This is a genomic window from Gilvibacter sp. SZ-19 (assembly GCF_002163875.1).
Classification (GTDB): Bacteria; Bacteroidota; Bacteroidia; order Flavobacteriales; family Flavobacteriaceae; genus Gilvibacter.
The window spans coordinates 2,935,407-2,950,846 of record NZ_CP019333.1 but is presented as its reverse complement, the minus strand read 5'-3'; the positions used below and the strand labels follow the sequence as shown (position 1 = coordinate 2,950,846).

The 15,440-nt window shown below is 44.6% G+C and carries 13 protein-coding genes; 11 read left to right on the top strand and 2 right to left on the bottom strand.

What is annotated here, in order from left to right:
• Positions 1-254: 254 nt before the first annotated feature.
• The 9 genes from BTO09_RS13700 (at position 255) to bshA (ending at position 9,855) form a co-directional block, all read left to right on the top strand.
• Entirely contained in the window at positions 255-1,328 is a 1,074-nt protein-coding gene (locus BTO09_RS13700; protein WP_087525321.1) for an N-acetylmuramoyl-L-alanine amidase, read from the top strand.
• 56 nt (positions 1,329-1,384) lie between these two features.
• Positions 1,385-2,341 (top strand): MlaD family protein, encoded by a 957-nt coding sequence (locus BTO09_RS13695; protein WP_087525320.1) that lies wholly within the window; start codon positions 1,385-1,387, stop codon positions 2,339-2,341.
• A 3-nt stretch (positions 2,342-2,344) separates the two neighbouring features.
• Entirely contained in the window at positions 2,345-3,670 is a 1,326-nt protein-coding gene (locus BTO09_RS13690) for a (Fe-S)-binding protein (RefSeq protein ID WP_087525319.1), read from the top strand.
• Complete coding sequence (locus BTO09_RS13685) at positions 3,663-3,998, top strand: hypothetical protein (RefSeq protein WP_087525318.1); 336 nt, start codon at positions 3,663-3,665, stop codon at positions 3,996-3,998. Before BTO09_RS13690 ends, BTO09_RS13685 begins: the two co-directional genes overlap by 8 nt.
• On the top strand, positions 3,976-4,410 hold the full coding sequence (locus BTO09_RS13680) for a phosphoheptose isomerase (RefSeq protein WP_087525317.1): 435 nt from the start codon (positions 3,976-3,978) through the stop codon (positions 4,408-4,410). The genes BTO09_RS13685 and BTO09_RS13680 overlap by 23 nt, the downstream gene beginning before the upstream one ends.
• Before the next feature lie 3 nt (positions 4,411-4,413).
• The gene (locus BTO09_RS13675; protein WP_087525316.1) at positions 4,414-5,205 is read left to right on the top strand and encodes a (Fe-S)-binding protein; all 792 of its coding nucleotides are present in this window, start codon (positions 4,414-4,416) and stop codon (positions 5,203-5,205) included.
• A 1-nt stretch (position 5,206) separates the two neighbouring features.
• Entirely contained in the window at positions 5,207-5,692 is a 486-nt protein-coding gene (locus BTO09_RS13670; protein ID WP_087525315.1) for an ABC transporter ATPase, read from the top strand.
• Between the two features lie 20 nt (positions 5,693-5,712).
• Positions 5,713-8,631 carry a glycoside hydrolase family 3 N-terminal domain-containing protein gene (locus tag BTO09_RS13665; protein ID WP_087525314.1) on the top strand — a complete coding sequence of 973 codons (2,919 nt, stop codon included), beginning with the start codon at positions 5,713-5,715 and terminating at the stop codon, positions 8,629-8,631.
• A 90-nt stretch (positions 8,632-8,721) separates the two neighbouring features.
• Positions 8,722-9,855 (top strand): N-acetyl-alpha-D-glucosaminyl L-malate synthase BshA, encoded by a 1,134-nt coding sequence (gene bshA, locus BTO09_RS13660; RefSeq protein ID WP_087525313.1) that lies wholly within the window; start codon positions 8,722-8,724, stop codon positions 9,853-9,855.
• On the opposite strand, the gene BTO09_RS13655 is transcribed toward bshA, so the two are convergent.
• Positions 9,852-10,337 carry a hypothetical protein gene (locus tag BTO09_RS13655; protein ID WP_087525312.1) on the bottom strand — a complete coding sequence of 162 codons (486 nt, stop codon included), beginning with the start codon at positions 10,335-10,337 and terminating at the stop codon, positions 9,852-9,854. The two genes, bshA and BTO09_RS13655, sit on opposite strands and share 4 nt — an antisense overlap.
• A gap of 119 nt (positions 10,338-10,456) precedes the next feature.
• Here BTO09_RS13655 and BTO09_RS13650 point away from each other — a divergent pair, with 119 nt between their 5' ends.
• Positions 10,457-13,366: an FAD-binding and (Fe-S)-binding domain-containing protein gene (locus tag BTO09_RS13650; protein ID WP_087525311.1), complete on the top strand. Its 2,910-nt coding sequence runs from the start codon at positions 10,457-10,459 to the stop codon at positions 13,364-13,366.
• Here BTO09_RS13650 and BTO09_RS13645 read toward each other — a convergent pair.
• The gene (locus BTO09_RS13645) at positions 13,363-14,193 is read right to left on the bottom strand and encodes a UDP-2,3-diacylglucosamine diphosphatase (protein ID WP_087525310.1); all 831 of its coding nucleotides are present in this window, start codon (positions 14,191-14,193) and stop codon (positions 13,363-13,365) included. The genes BTO09_RS13650 and BTO09_RS13645 overlap by 4 nt on opposite strands.
• Positions 14,194-14,369: 176 nt before the next feature.
• Here BTO09_RS13645 and aroC point away from each other — a divergent pair, with 176 nt between their 5' ends.
• Positions 14,370-15,434 carry a chorismate synthase gene (aroC, locus tag BTO09_RS13640; protein ID WP_087525309.1) on the top strand — a complete coding sequence of 355 codons (1,065 nt, stop codon included), beginning with the start codon at positions 14,370-14,372 and terminating at the stop codon, positions 15,432-15,434.
• Positions 15,435-15,440: the final 6 nt, after the last annotated feature.

The window sequence follows — 15,440 nt, the reverse complement described above, 5'->3', positions numbered from 1 at the left end:
ACAAATAAGGCTTTGTCAGAACAGGCAATGCAGTATTATTTTTTAAAACGTGGCTCAATTTTTGACGAATCAAAATTACATTAATTTTTTAGGTCGTTCTTTTAAAAATGCCCTAAATTCATACCATGAAGTAAGCGGCGGTTATTTAGAAGCCTCCAACCTATAAAAAACAGACGCAACTTTGCAGCAAAAGCTGCGTTATTAACAGAAAGATTAACGATTTGCATAGAATACTTTTAACATTTGGATTGCTGATGCTTGGAAGCTTGGGGCTCCAATCTTTTGATGATTCAGCTGTACAAGATTTTGTGGTTGTCCTCGATGCAGGCCATGGAGGGCATGATAGTGGAAAATATTACAACGGCATCAAGGAAAGTGAAATTGCCTTGGCCATAACCTTAAAGGTAGGCGCACTTTTAGAGAAGCAGCCAGGGGTCAAAGTGATCTACACCCGCAAGACCGATAAATTTGTAAACCTATACGAACGCGGCGCTATAGCCAATCGCGCAGATGCAGACCTTTTTGTTTCTATACATTGTAATGCGCACAACAGTCAGGCTTATGGAGCAGAGACCTTTGTCTTAGGTTTACACGCCAACAAGCAGAACTTAGAAGTTGCCAAAAAGGAGAACGAGGTGATCTTCTTAGAGGACAATTACGAAGAGAACTACGCCGGATACGATCCGAATTCGCCAGAATCTTTTATTGGCTTAACCTTGATGCAAGAGGAATATCTGGACCAAAGTATAATGTTGGCCAGTTTGATCCAAAACAATTTTGTCAATCAGCTCGGACGCAAGGATCGCAGTGTAAAACAAGCGGGCTTCATTGTTTTACACCAGAGCTATATGCCATCGGTCTTAATTGAGACCGGCTTTATAACCAACAAGAAAGAAGGCGCTTATCTGAGCTCCAACAAAGGAAAGACAGAGATGGCCAAATCCATTAGCGATGCCATTCTATCGTATAAAAAGAGCATCCTTTTGGCTACCCAAGACAGTAAGAATCCACAGATCACCGAAAAGGAGATCGAAACAGCCATTGCCACCACAGAAGAAAACATCTACGAAGGAGTAACCTTTAAGGTGCAATTGGCGGCCAGTAGTAGAGCGTTGGAGCTGCAGTCCTATAATTTTAAAGGCCTGCGTGAGCTCAGCATGAGCAAAGAGGGAAATTTGTATAAATATTACTACGGAGAGACCTCAGATTACAACAAGATCCAACTCATGAAAACCTATGCCCAAGAAAAGGGTTATGACTCTTGTTATATCGTTGCTTTTAAGGATGGTAAAAAGCAAAAACTCTCCTCGATTATAAATTCGAATTAGCCCCCAGCGGTTCTGAATTTATTTCTACCTTTGTTTAAACCCAAAAAACGCACTTTTTGAAACTTTCCAGAGAACTCAAGACAGGGATACTTGCCGTGGTTTTTTTGCTATTGGCATTCTTTGGGTTTAATTACCTCAAAGGCTCTAACCTCCTAGAAAACGAACGAATTTTTTACGCGACTTATCCGCACGTAGGCGGATTGGCTGTATCTGCTCCGGTTTCTATAAACGGATTGGATGTGGGTAAAGTGCTCGATATTGAGCTACAAGGCGAAAAAGGGGAGCTGCTAGTTAAGTTCTCTGTTTCTACGGATTTCGAATTTTCCAATAAGAGTGTGGCCAAGATATTTTCCGGAGGACTTATCGGAGGACGCTCGCTGGCCATTATCCCGGATTTTTCAGATGCGCCCTTGGCCAAAAGTGGCGATATGCTCACCGGAGAATTAGAACAAGGTATGATGGATGCGGTTTCTGATCGCCTCTTACCGATAGAACAAAAAGTAAACTTCAGTCTAGAGCAGCTAGACACCATTTTGGTTGGGCTTAACAATGTACTAGACGACAACGGACAAAAGGCCTTACAAGAAACCTTGCAAAAGCTAAATGCTACTGCTGGTTCTTTTCAGAGTGCTTCTGCGGAGCTCAACGGACTAATCAAAGAGAATCGCGCCAAACTCGACAGAACCTTTGCCAATTTGGACAAGACCGCAGAGAATGTCGCAGTTCTCTCAGATTCACTATCTAAATTAGAGATCAATGCTATGGTCACCAGCTTGCAGCAGACCATAGACAATGTGAACGATATCATGCTGGCCATAGAGAATGGCGAAGGAAGCATGGGCAAGCTTATAAACGACAACGAACTATACGACAATCTTTCCGGAGCCTCCGGACAATTGGAACAATTGCTAGAGGATATGAAACTCAATCCGAAGCGCTATGTTCATTTCTCGCTCTTTGGCAAACGCGCCAAGCAGTATGAGGCACCGAAAGAAGCTACAGACGACAACTAACCTATGGAATACCTACCCAACATTCTTTTTGTGATTGCCCTTGTTTTGGGCATTGGCTATTTTACTCTGAACATCCGCAAGGTCATTCGCAACATCAAATTGGGTCGCGAAGTAGACTACGGGGACCACAACAAGGAGCGCTGGGGTAATATGGCTCGTGTTGCCATGGGACAATCTAAAATGGTTAAGCGTCCTATAGCCGGTTTATTACACTTTGTGGTTTATGTTGGATTCATTGTGATAAATATCGAGGTCTTAGAGATCATTATAGATGGAATTTTCGGAACCCACAGGATCTTTTCATTTTTAGGCGGCCTTTACGATGTTTTAATAGGAACTTTCGAGATCTTGGCACTTTTGGTTTTGGTTGGAGTTATTCTATTCTGGACCCGCCGTAATGTGCAACGCATCAAACGTTTTATGAGCCCGGAGATGAAGGGCTGGCCAAAGAACGACGCCAATATCATCTTGTATTTTGAGGTAGTGCTTATGGTCTTGTTCTTGACCATGAATGCTGCGGACCTGAATTTACAACAACTGGGCGCAGCGCATTATACGGCTGCTGGGAGTTATCCGGTAAGTAGTTTTATAGCCCCACTTTTTGAGGGGATGAGTGAGTCGAGTTTGATCTTGTTAGAAAGAACAGCCTGGTGGTTGCATATCATCGGGATCTTGATCTTCTTGAACTATCTATACTTCTCTAAGCATTTGCACATCCTTTTGGCTTTTCCAAATACTTTTTATGGCAAAGTAACGCCCAAAGGGCAATTCGCTAATCTTGAAGCAGTGACCAAAGAGGTACAACTCATGATGGACCCAAATGCGGATCCCTTTGCAGCGCCAGATCCTGGAGCGGAAGAGGAGGCTCCAGCAAAGTTCGGTGCCAGCGATGTAATGGATCTGTCCAGAACCCAGCTGCTTAACGCATATACCTGCACAGAGTGTGGTAGATGTACCAGTGAATGTCCGGCCAATCAGACTGGTAAAAAACTGTCTCCGCGTAAGATCATGATGGACACGCGTGACCGCTTGCAAGAAGTTGGGAAGAACATAGATGCCAATGGAGAGTTCAAGGACGACGGCAAGCAATTGTTGGGCGATTATATCACACATGAAGAAATTTGGGCCTGTACTACTTGTAATGCCTGTGTAGAGGCTTGTCCGGTTAGTATAGATCCGCTTTCCATAATTATGGATATGAGACAATATCTGGTAATGGAACAATCTGCTGCGAGCAACGAGCTCAACGGCGCCATGACCAATATAGAGAACAATGGAGCTCCGTGGCCGTATAACCAAATGGACCGACTAAATTGGGTGAATGAATAAATGGTTGATTACACTGATCTTTGTTTGTATAGGGACTCTAGCATATGCGCAGAGTTACCGCAAGGACTCCTTACAGATAAAAGTGTACACAGTGATCAACTATCAGGGCAGCCATCCGCAGAAAATAGATGTGACCAAGGTCTTTTGCGATTACTGCAACGAACAGCAGATAGAAGTCATTAAAAAACGAGCTTGGAGTATGACCTACGATCAACGTTATGCTCCAGAAAATAGAATAGAGGAAGGCGAGCGCCGTTTGGCCTTGTTTATCCGAATAGCTAAAAAGGATTTTTCAAAACTAGACAATGAAGAAGGAAGAAGTAGATAAGCTACTCCAGCAGAAAATAGATCAAGGAGAACAAGTAAGTCCAATTTTGCCAGAAGGGGTCAAAAACTATTTGATCGACATAGACGGCACCATCACTGAGGATGTACCCAACGAACAACCGGAGCGCATGGAGACTTGTGAGCCTTTTCCGGATGCCTTGGAAACTTTGAACAAATGGTACGATGAAGGGCATATTATTTGTTTTTTCACTTCCAGAACAGAGGAGCACCGTGAAGTTACCGAGCGATGGCTCAACAAGCACGGGTTTAAATTCCACAGCTTACTTATGGGGAAACCCAGAGGTGGCAACTATCATTGGATAGACAACCATTTGGTTAAGGCTACCCGCTACAAAGGGAAGTTTACCGATCTGGTAGAAAAAGATGTAACCATTCAGGTATTTAAAGAATAATATATGAGCGAAACATTGCGAGTTCCCACTATGGCGCAGATGATGGCCGAAGGTAAAACCCCAGAAGTACTCTTTTGGGTGGGTTGCGCCGGAAGTTTTGACGATCGCGCCAAGAAAATCACCAAAGCCTTTGTGAAATTGCTCAATAAGGCTGAGGTTGACTTTGCTGTGTTAGGAACCGAAGAAAGCTGTACCGGAGATCCGGCAAAACGCGCTGGAAACGAATTCTTATTCCAGATGCAGGCCATGACCAATATCGAGGTCATGAATGCTTACGAGATAAAAAAAGTGGTCACTGCCTGTCCACACTGCTTCAATACCATAAAGAACGAATATCCGGGGCTTGGTGGGAATTACGAAGTGATGCACCATACCCAATTTCTGAAGTCGCTCCTTAATGAAGGACGCTTAAGCGTTGCTGGTGGTACCTATAAGGGCAAGAAGATCACCTTCCACGACCCTTGTTATTTAGGTCGCGCCAACGGTGTTTATGAAGCTCCGCGCGAGCTGCTGCAAAAATTAGAGGTGGAATTGGTAGAGATGAAGCGCTGTAAAAGTCGTGGTCTTTGCTGCGGAGCTGGAGGAGCGCAAATGTTCAAAGAGCCAGAGCCTGGTACTAAAGACATTAACATCGAAAGAACCGAGGAGGCCTTAGAGACCAAACCAGAGATCATAGCTGCGGGATGCCCTTTCTGCAATACAATGATGACAGATGGCGTTAAGAATGCAGAAAAAGAAGATAGTGTCCAAGTATTGGATGTGGCAGAAATGATTGCTAACGCTCAAGATCTATAATATGCTAGTTCCTTTTGATTCTTTACCGGATGAAGCTCGGGTCTGGATCTACCAAGCAGATAGAAAAATGACCGAAGACGAGGTGGGTACTATTTTGCCTAAGTTGGAAGAGTTCTTAACGCAGTGGACAGCACACGGCGCAAATCTAAAGGCAGCCTTTAAAATGATGTATCAACGATTCATCATCATTGCCTTGGACGAATCAGAAGCTGCGGCTTCTGGTTGCAGTATAGATGCTTCTGTTCATTTTATTCAGGGCTTGGAACAACAAATGGGTCTGAGTCTTTTGGACAAACTCAATGTGACCTATTACAACGGGCCGCATATTGCACATAAATCTTTGGCCGATTTTAAAAAAATGGCCAAGAACCGATCGGTCTCCAAAGAAACCATCGTGTTCAATAATTTGGTCAACACTAAAGGCGAGTTCGAAGAGTTTTGGGAGGTTCCCGCTAAAGAGAGTTGGCATGCTAGATTCTTAGCATAGTTTTTGATCCGTTTATAGCTATGAAGAAGGTTCTTGTTATCATTTTGGGGATGATTGCTAGCTGGACTAACGCACAGCAGATCGATCCTTTACTGCAAACCTCCGGAGACCAATTGGCTCAGGTGGCTTGGGTGGATTCCATTTATAACAGCATGTCGCTACAGGAAAAAGTAGGGCAGCTCTTTATGGTAGACGTATTCTCTCAGGACCCAAAATCTAAGACAGATAAGGTAAAAGACCTTATAGCGAACTACCATTTAGGTGGGATAATCTTTTCTAAAGGTGGACCTTACCGCCAGGCTAAACTCAACAATGAATTACAAGCAGCCTCTAAAATACCCTTATTAGTGGGTATGGATGCCGAATGGGGACTGGCCATGCGCTTAGATAGTACCTACGCCTTTCCTTGGAACATGACCTTGGGGGCTATCCAGAATGATTCTCTTATACAGGCGGTTGGTCGTCGCATTGGCGAGCATTCAAAAAGAATGGGAGTGCATATCAATTTTGCCCCTGTGGTGGATATTAATACCAATCCTAAAAACCCTATTATCGGAAATCGCTCTTTTGGAGAGTCTGCCGCTAATGTTACGGACAAGGCCAGCGCTTTCTTTAGAGGCATGCAAGATGCCGGAGTATTGGCCAATGCCAAGCATTTTCCGGGACATGGCGATACAGATACCGATTCTCACAAAACCTTACCGACCATAGGTTTTGACAAAGCGCGTCTAGACAGTTTGGAACTCAGTCCGTATAAAAGGCTTATCAGAGAAGGAATTGCCAGTGTTATGGTAGCCCACCTCAATGTTCCTGCCTTAGAGACCAAAGACGGTTATCCTTCTTCTATTTCTACCAATATAGTAACCAACCTACTCAAAGGAGAGCTGGGCTTTAATGGGCTGATCTTTACCGATGCCCTAAATATGAAAGGGGCCTCGAACTTTAGCGAGCCAGGGGAGATCGATCTCGCAGCCTTTATGGCCGGTAATGATATTTTATTGATCTCTGAGGATGTGCCCAAAGCGCACGCCAGGATCATTGCTGCTTATCGGGCAGGCGATATCTCTGAGGAGCGATTGGCCTTATCGGTAAAAAAGATACTCAAGGCTAAGTATTGGGTTGGCCTTAATAATTATGAGCCTGTAGCAGAAGCAAACCTCTTTGAGGACTTGAACACCCCCAAGGACGACGCCCTGAACGAGCTGCTTTTAGAAAAGGCCATGACCTTGGTTAAGAACGACTCCGCAGTACTACCGATTAAGGATCTGAAAAAACAGCGCATTGCCTATGTGAATTTTGGAGATGATTCTGGAGCCACCTTTTACGAGCAATTGAAAGCTTATACCAAGGTAGATTGGGTAAAGGCTAATTCTTTGGAGCAATTACTCACTAAACTTAAGCGCTATGACAAGGTGGTCATTGGCTTTCACAAGTCTAATGAAAACCCTTGGAAGTCCTATAAAATGGCCGACAATGAGGTTGTTTGGCTCTATGAGATTGCCAGACAGAACAAAGTGATACTGAGCGTATTTACCTCGCCTTATGCCTTATTGGACTTAGATACACTGGCCAATTTTGAGGCCGTATTGGTTGCTTATCAGAACAGTGATGTAGCACAACAACTAGCTGCACAGGCCATATTTGGTGCTCGCGGCATTAATGGAAGACTTCCTGTTGGGGTCAATGAAGCTTATCCGGCGGATGAGGGTTTAGATACTAAGGCTATTGGGCGTTTACAATACGGTACTGCAGCCTCGGTGGGTTTGGATCCGAAGCTGTTAAAAAAAATTGACACCTTAACGAGAAATGGGGTTTGGGCAGGTATGATGCCTGGGGCTCAGGTCTTGGTAGCCCGTAAGGGGAAGGTTGTTTACCAGCGCAGTTTTGGCTACCACACCCCGGACAAGAAACGTCGCGTAAAGAACGACGATATCTACGATCTGGCTTCCCTGACCAAGATTTTAGCGACACTTCCTATGGTCATGAAACTCTACGATCGAGGAGTGATCAATATGGATACCGAGATTCAAGAATTACTTCCGGATTGGAGCAGGTCTAATAAAGCCACCATAAGCTTGCAGCGTATGCTAACCCATACGGGGCGGCTAACGGCTTGGATCCCTTTCTATCTGCAGACCTTAGATACCGTTATGGATGGGCCTTCTGAGTTGTACTACAGCAAAGTGCCCAATGACACCTTTAGTCTTCAGGTTGCTAAGGAGCTTTATATGCGCAAGGATTATCGGGATACTATTTATGAAGCCATCAAAGAGAGTGAACTCCGCAGCAGAAAAGGATATAAATACAGCGACTTGCCTTTTTACATCCTTAGAAAATATTTAGAAGAGTTTTACGGCAACCCTCTAGAGGATATCGTGCAGCGTGATATTTACGAACCCTTGGGTGCCAACCTTACCGGTTATAAGCCCTTAGAACGGTTCTCTGCAGATCGGATCCCGCCTACAGAAGATGATTACTATTTTAGAATGCAAGCCGTTCAAGGTTTTGTTCACGATCAGGGTGCGGCCATGTTAGGCGGTGTAAGTGGTCATGCAGGGCTTTTTGCCAATGCCAACGATGTGGCAAAGATCATGCAAATGTATTTATGGCAGGGAACCTATGGAGAGACCCAATTCTTTAAACCCGAGACTTTAGAAGCCTTCAATACTTGCTATTTCTGCGAAAATGATGTACGCCGTGGCGTGGGCTTTGACAAACCACAACTCGGCGATGTAGGACCAACCTGCGGTTGTGTGTCCATGACCAGCTTCGGGCATTCCGGCTTTACCGGGACCTTTACCTGGGCCGATCCGGAAGAAGAGATCGTCTATGTGTTCTTGTCCAATAGAACCTACCCAACAGCCGATAATAGAATGCTCATTAGCAGCGATCTGCGCTCACGCATCCAGCAAGCCATCTACGACGCTATTATCAGATAGTCCATTTGCGGGTTGTTAAAAAAACCTTAGAGCGGGGCTAGAGTCCCAACATTCCTTGTACTTTTACTTTCGAAACATCAAACTGATCAAGTGAAAATTGCAATTGTATGTTACCCGACCTTTGGAGGGAGCGGAGTAGTGGCTACCGAATTGGGTATAGCTTTGGCCGAGCGCGGTCATGAGATCCATTTTGTGACCTATCAGCAACCCGTACGCTTGGACTTTTTGGCCAAGAACATACATTTTCACGAGGTACATGTTGAGAAGTACCCGCTCTTTCTCTATCAGCCGTACGAATTAGCCTTATCTTCTAAATTGGTAGAAACCGTAAAACAATACGGGATAGAGTTGTTACATGTACACTATGCTATTCCTCACGCATATGCAGGCTATATGACCAAAAAGATGCTTGCAGAGTCTGGAATTCACTTACCCATGGTGACCACCTTGCACGGTACAGATATTACCTTGGTGGGTAATCATCCATCCTTTAAAACTGCGGTAACTTTTAGCATTAATAAAAGCGATGTGGTTACCTCGGTTTCTGAAAGTTTAAAGCAGGACACCTTGCGACTATTCGATATCAAGGTCCCTATAGAGGTAGTGCCAAACTTTATCGATATAAGCGCCCAACCTCAAGGTTTTACCGAATGTCAACGCGAACTTATGGCTGGTCCAGAAGAGCGTATCATAACTCACATCAGTAATTTTAGACCGGTTAAGCGTATACAAGATGTGGTACATGTCTTTGAGGCCATAGCCAGAGAGATACCAGCTAAATTGATCATGGTTGGCGAAGGTCCGGAGCGCGAATATGCCGAACACCGCTGCCGCGAGATCGGAATTGCAGACAAGGTACGCTTTGTGGGTAATAGTAATGAGATAGATAAGATCCTATGCTTTAGTGATCTGTTCTTATTGCCTTCTGAAAAGGAGAGTTTTGGTTTAGCCGCTTTAGAAGCTATGGCATCTGGAGTTCCAGTGATATCTAGCAATACTGGCGGATTGCCAGAAGTGAACAAGGCTGGGGTATCGGGCTACCTAAGCGAAGTAGGCGATGTAGAAGATATGGCGCAAAAGGCCGTGAGCATTTTAAAAGATGACGAAACTTTGGCGCGTTTCAAAAAGCAAAGTCAGGCGCATGCAGCCCAATTCGACATCAAAAAAATAGTGCCCCTTTACGAGGCACTATATCAAAGTGTTTTAAATACAGCTCTGCTTTAGAACTGATAACGAATTCCCAAACCGAGGTCGAAGTCGAAGTCATCGTTAAAATCTCCGAAGCCTAGTTCTGGCCTCACGTCCAAGGACAACATTAAAGGAATATTGAAATTGTATTCGATCCCTGCGTTTCCGGCAAGAAAAGCAAAGGAATCGGTATCATCTGTTCCAGGGATAGGATTATCTATACTATATACTCCAGCACCACCACCGGCACCTACATACCAGTTGAAGTTCCCATCTAAAGGAAAAACCCATTGATGAAGCGCAGTAAGTTTGAATCCGTCGTAATTATTTCCACTGCGGATTCCCAAGTCGGCTTCTATTCGTGTGGATTCAAATAAGGCCAATTGATAACTGATCTCGGCTCCGAAGCCGTCGTCATCACCAAGTCTAACCCCTAGGGCGTGTTTTGAAATATTTTGTCCGAAAGCACTAAATCCGATTCCAACTAGGAACAGCAAGCTAAATAAGCTAGTTCTCATATTAAGTCTGTTTAAGAATTACTTCAATAACGAATATACGACAGAATAATTATTTGTAGCCGCTCGCTTAGTAGGTGTTTTTTTTGTTTGCTGACAAGATAAGTTAGTACCTTTAAACCATGGCCGTAGCGCAGCGTGATCTTATCCGTCTAAGTAAGAAACTAAAAGGGTCTATCCATTGGGATAGCCTTCATAAACGCATGTATGCCACCGATGCCTCTGTCTACAGGGAATTACCCTTAGGGGTGGTGTATCCTAAGCATGTTAATGATCTCAAGGTATTGATAGGCTTTGCAGACAAACACAACCTTAGTTTAACAGCAAGGACTGCGGGCACTTCTTTGGCTGGGCAATGTGTTACCGACGGATTGGTCCTAGATTTTTCAAAGCATTTTACGCAGATCCACGAGATCGATATTCAGCAGCGCCGCGCGGTGGTTGCCCCGGGTGTAATTCGCGATGCCTTGAACGAGACCTTGTCTAAGTCTGGTTTGCATTTTGGCCCGAACACTTCTACATCTAACCGCTGTATGCTCGGGGGGATGGTCGGAAACAATTCTTCTGGGACTACTTCCATTCGCTACGGAGTGACTCGAGATAAACTGATCGCTTTAGAAATGGTTCTCTATGACGGCAGTGTAGTGACGCTAAAAGACGAGACCATGAAGAGTTTTGAGGCCGAAATTGCTTCAGGTTCTACCTTGGGCGGTATTTATCAAGGATTGCTAGAAAGGTTCAATAGTAAAAAAGTGGCTGCAGCGATCTTTGAAGTCTTTCCCAAAGAAGAAATTCACAGAAGAAATACCGGATATGCCTTAGACATACTCTACCAGATGCAACCTTTTGGAGGTGACAAGCCCTTTAATCTTGCCAAGCTCATTGCCGGAAGCGAGGGTACTTTGGGCCTGGTTAGCAAGATCACTTTGGGGTTAGATCCGCTGCCACCAGCTTACAAAGCCTTGGTGGCACCTCAATACCATAGCGTTGCAGCTTGCCTAACTGATGTTGCTATGACCATGCAACACCCTTTGTACAGTTGTGAGTTGATGGATAAGAAGATCTTAGACTGTACAATCAATAATGCCAAGTATCGCCCATATAGGGCTTTTATTTCAGGCGACCCTAAAGCGGTACTCTTGTTGGAACTCTGTGAATCCAGTCCGCAGCAATTAGAAACTGCAGTAAGCTCGCTTTTGGCAAGCTTGCAAACTTCTGGCAAGGCTTATGCCATGCCGGTCTTAAGAGGGGAGCAGATCGACCAGGCGATGGAGCTGCGCAAAGCCGGTTTAGGACTACTTGGGAACATGATTGGCGATAACAAGGCCGTGGCCTGTATAGAAGATACTGCTGTAGCAGTAACAGACTTATCTAACTACATTACAGATTTTACGGCTTTGATGAAAGACTTTGACCAAGAGGTGGTCTATTATGCCCATGCTGGAGCGGGCGAACTGCATTTGCGCCCCATATTAAATCTAAAGAAAAGCGAAGACATCCAGAAGTTTAAAACGATCACCGAGGCAGTGGCCGCACTGGTTAAAAAGTATCGCGGATCACTTTCTGGAGAACATGGTGACGGCATAGTCCGAGGTTCCTTGCTGCCCGAAATGTTAGGGGAAACCGTTTACGGATATCTTAAAGCGGTAAAACAGTTGTTGGACCCTAAAGGAATCTTTAATCGCGGCAAAATTGTCGATGCCTGGGATATCGATACCCATTTGCGATACGAACCCGATAGAGAAGAACCTCAGGTAAATACCTTCTTAGATTTTAGCGAAAGCCAAGGCTTGCTTAGGGCTGCAGAGCAGTGCAACGGTTCTGGGGATTGCAGAAAATTACCCGGAAATGGAACGCTTTGTCCCAGCTATCACGCTACGCGTAACGAAAAGGACACTACTAGAGCTCGGGCTAATGTATTGCGAGAATTACTTACAGATCCGCAGTATAAAAACCCATTTGAGCACAGGGATCTTAAAAAGGTCATGGACCTCTGTATTAGCTGTAAGGCTTGTAGTAGCGAATGCCCCAGCAATGTTAATGTGGCCAAGTTTAAAGCGGAAATCCAATACCAATACCGCAAGGCAAAAGGCGAAAGCAAAAGAGATCGGTTCTTTGCTAAAAGCGACGAGCGAATGGCTTGGCTGTCAAACTTCCCTAAGACCAGTAATCGGTTGTTTATTGCGGGCTTATTTACCAATGCTGTTAAGAGTATTTTCGGTCTTGCTCCTAAAAGAAAATTACCCAAGTTGAGTGCACATCGTTTTGAGTTCAATGGCCCGGAAACAATGCTAAACTCAGATAAACCGGGCGTCTTTTTATTTATCGATGAGTTCTCTGAGTATTTTGACAAAGAGATCGCCCAAGATGCTTATGATCTACTCCTTGCGCTTGGTTATGTGGTAAAGCCAATCCGTGGCCATAATAGTGCAAGAGCCTTATTGTCTAAAGGTTATTTAGAAGAGGCTACTGAGCAGATCAATATCAATGTGAGCAAGCTTGCTCCTCAACTTGGTATGCACGATCTGTTGGTAGGTATAGAACCCTCTGCTATTTTGAGTTTTAGGGACGAGTACCGTTATATGAGTGCAGATAAGCAGGCGGCAGAAGAACTTGCACAGAAAACACTACTGATCGAAGAATTCATTGCAGCAGAAGCAACAGCAGGTAGAATTAGCTCCGAAGCCTTTACCAAAGAAAAGAAGCGCATCAAGATCCACAACCACTGCTATCAAAAGGCCTTGAGCGATCAGAAGTGCACCTTCGATATGCTGAATCTTCCTGAGAATTATAAACCCACTATAATTCCTTCGGGTTGTTGCGGAATGGCAGGCAGCTTCGGATATGAAAGAGAACATTACAACATCAGCATGAAAATAGGGGAGCAAACCCTGTTCCCGGCTATAATCAAGGCCACCTCAGACACTTTGTTTGCTGCCAACGGCACCAGTTGCAGGCATCAAATAGCCGATGGAACCAAACGCCATGCGCTGCATCCGGTCACTATATTAAAACGCGCCTTGAAAGCTTAATTAGACGCTGTACTCAGCATGGCAGAAAAGGCTTCTGGAATAAGATCGGTTTCTGTATTAACCGTGCGGTCTAGCTTCATCACACGCTCCCGTGTTTTGTACGAGAACAACTTCCAAGTTTGGTTGTTGTATTCTAAAGCAGTCAGATTTTCTACCCAATCGCCGCTATTGAGGTATAAGGTTCGTCCTTTCTTATTTTTTACCTTTCGGATTGCCGGCTGATGGATATGACCGCAGACCACAAAATCATATGCATTTTCTATGGCTAGTTCTGCAGCCGTGTCTTCAAAGTTACTGATGAACTTTACTGCGGATTTCACGCTGTTCTTGATCCGCTTAGACAGCGAGTATTTATCGCGCCCCAAAAGACTCAGCAGCCAATTCAACCCGCGATTCATCAGAATGAGCAGATCGTATCCCCAACCGCCCAGTTTAGCTAGCCACTTGGCATGCTTGATCGAGGCATCGAAGACATCGCCGTGAAAGAACCAAGCCTTTTTGCCATCTAAATTTAAGACCAGCTTGTCCATGATATGCAGATTTCCCATCCGTGTATCGGTGAACTTGCGCAGTTTCTCGTCGTGATTGCCCGTTAAATAGTAGACCTTGGTGCCTTTAGCAGCCAAGGCGAGTATTTTCTTTATAACGAGCATATGCGACTTGGGGAAGTACCGCTTTCTAAACTGCCAGATGTCTACGATATCTCCGTTTAGGATCAAGATCTTGGGCTGTACTGAATTCAAATAGTACAGCAATTCTCTGGCGTGACAGCCATAGGTGCCCAGATGGACATCCGAAATTACAACTACTTTTACCTTGCGTTTCAATACTGCTGATTTTGCAATACAAAGGGCGTAATTTTTTAATGAGAATCAGTTAGTGATTTATTATCACTAAGTTGCAAAACTGTTACCCCAAATTCGGCTTTGTTTCGGCAATATTAAGCCGAGTGAGGCTTTTTAAATTCAAGGTGAACTGTTACCTTTGGAATTCAAAGCAAATCATGGCAGGAAACACATTCGGAAACGTATTTAAGCTTACTACATTTGGAGAGTCTCACGGACTAGCTCTAGGGGGAATCATTGACGGATGCCCTGCGGGTTTACAGGTAGATTTCGATGCCATTCAGGCAGAAATGATCCGCAGAAAACCTGGACAATCCGCCATAGTTACCCAACGCAAAGAACCAGATCAGGTCAAGTTCCTTTCGGGTATATTCGAGGGTGTGACCACGGGAACTCCAATTGGGTTTGTCATTGAGAATACCAACCAGAAGTCTAAAGACTACAGTCATATCAAAGACACCTACAGACCCTCTCATGCAGATTATACCTATCAGCAGAAATACGGCTTACGCGATTATCGCGGAGGAGGAAGATCTTCTGCAAGAGAGACTGCCTGTCGGGTAGTAGCCGGAGCTTTGGCCAAGCAAATGTTAGCGGGTATCAGTATCCATGCTTATGTTTCTGATGTGGGTGAGCTCAGCCTTAATAAACCATATCAAGACTTAGACTTTAACCTAACAGAGAGCAACCCTGTGCGTTGTCCAGATCCTGAGATGGCAGCACAGATGGAGGCCTTGATCCGTGAAATTCGCAAAGAAGGAGACACTGTTGGAGGAAGTATAAGCTGTGTTATTCAAGGTGTTCCAGTTGGTTTGGGTGAGCCTGTTTTTGACAAATTGCACGCAGAGCTCGGAAAGGCAATGCTTTCTATCAATGCTGTAAAAGGATTCGAATACGGAAGTGGTTTTGCGGGCACGCGATTAAAAGGGAGTCAGCACAATGATCTTTTTAATGCAGATGGTTCTACAAAGACCAATCACAGCGGTGGCGTTCAAGGAGGAATAAGCAACGGAGAAGACATTTACTTTAAGGTTGGCTTTAAACCTGTGGCTACTATCATGCAAAAGCAAGAGGCTTTGAATAGCTCTGGCGATCTCGTAGAAATGCAGGGCAAAGGCCGCCACGACCCTTGTGTTGTACCTAGAGCAGTACCCATCGTTGAGGCTATGGCTGCCTTGGTTTTAGCAGATGCTTACTTATTAAATAAATTGGCTAAATTGTAAGCCAAA

Coding starts and splice junctions, on each gene's coding strand:
- BTO09_RS13700 (WP_087525321.1), top strand. CDS start 255: ATGCTTGGAAGCTTGGGGCTCCAATCTTTTGATGATTCAGCTGTACAA.
- BTO09_RS13690 (WP_087525319.1), top strand. CDS start 2,345: ATGGAATACCTACCCAACATTCTTTTTGTGATTGCCCTTGTTTTGGGC.
- BTO09_RS13685 (WP_087525318.1), top strand. CDS start 3,663: ATGAATAAATGGTTGATTACACTGATCTTTGTTTGTATAGGGACTCTA.
- BTO09_RS13680 (WP_087525317.1), top strand. CDS start 3,976: ATGAAGAAGGAAGAAGTAGATAAGCTACTCCAGCAGAAAATAGATCAA.
- BTO09_RS13675 (WP_087525316.1), top strand. CDS start 4,414: ATGAGCGAAACATTGCGAGTTCCCACTATGGCGCAGATGATGGCCGAA.
- BTO09_RS13670 (WP_087525315.1), top strand. CDS start 5,207: ATGCTAGTTCCTTTTGATTCTTTACCGGATGAAGCTCGGGTCTGGATC.
- BTO09_RS13665 (WP_087525314.1), top strand. CDS start 5,713: ATGAAGAAGGTTCTTGTTATCATTTTGGGGATGATTGCTAGCTGGACT.
- BTO09_RS13655 (WP_087525312.1), bottom strand. CDS start 10,337: ATGAGAACTAGCTTATTTAGCTTGCTGTTCCTAGTTGGAATCGGATTT.
- BTO09_RS13650 (WP_087525311.1), top strand. CDS start 10,457: ATGGCCGTAGCGCAGCGTGATCTTATCCGTCTAAGTAAGAAACTAAAA.
- aroC (WP_087525309.1), top strand. CDS start 14,370: ATGGCAGGAAACACATTCGGAAACGTATTTAAGCTTACTACATTTGGA.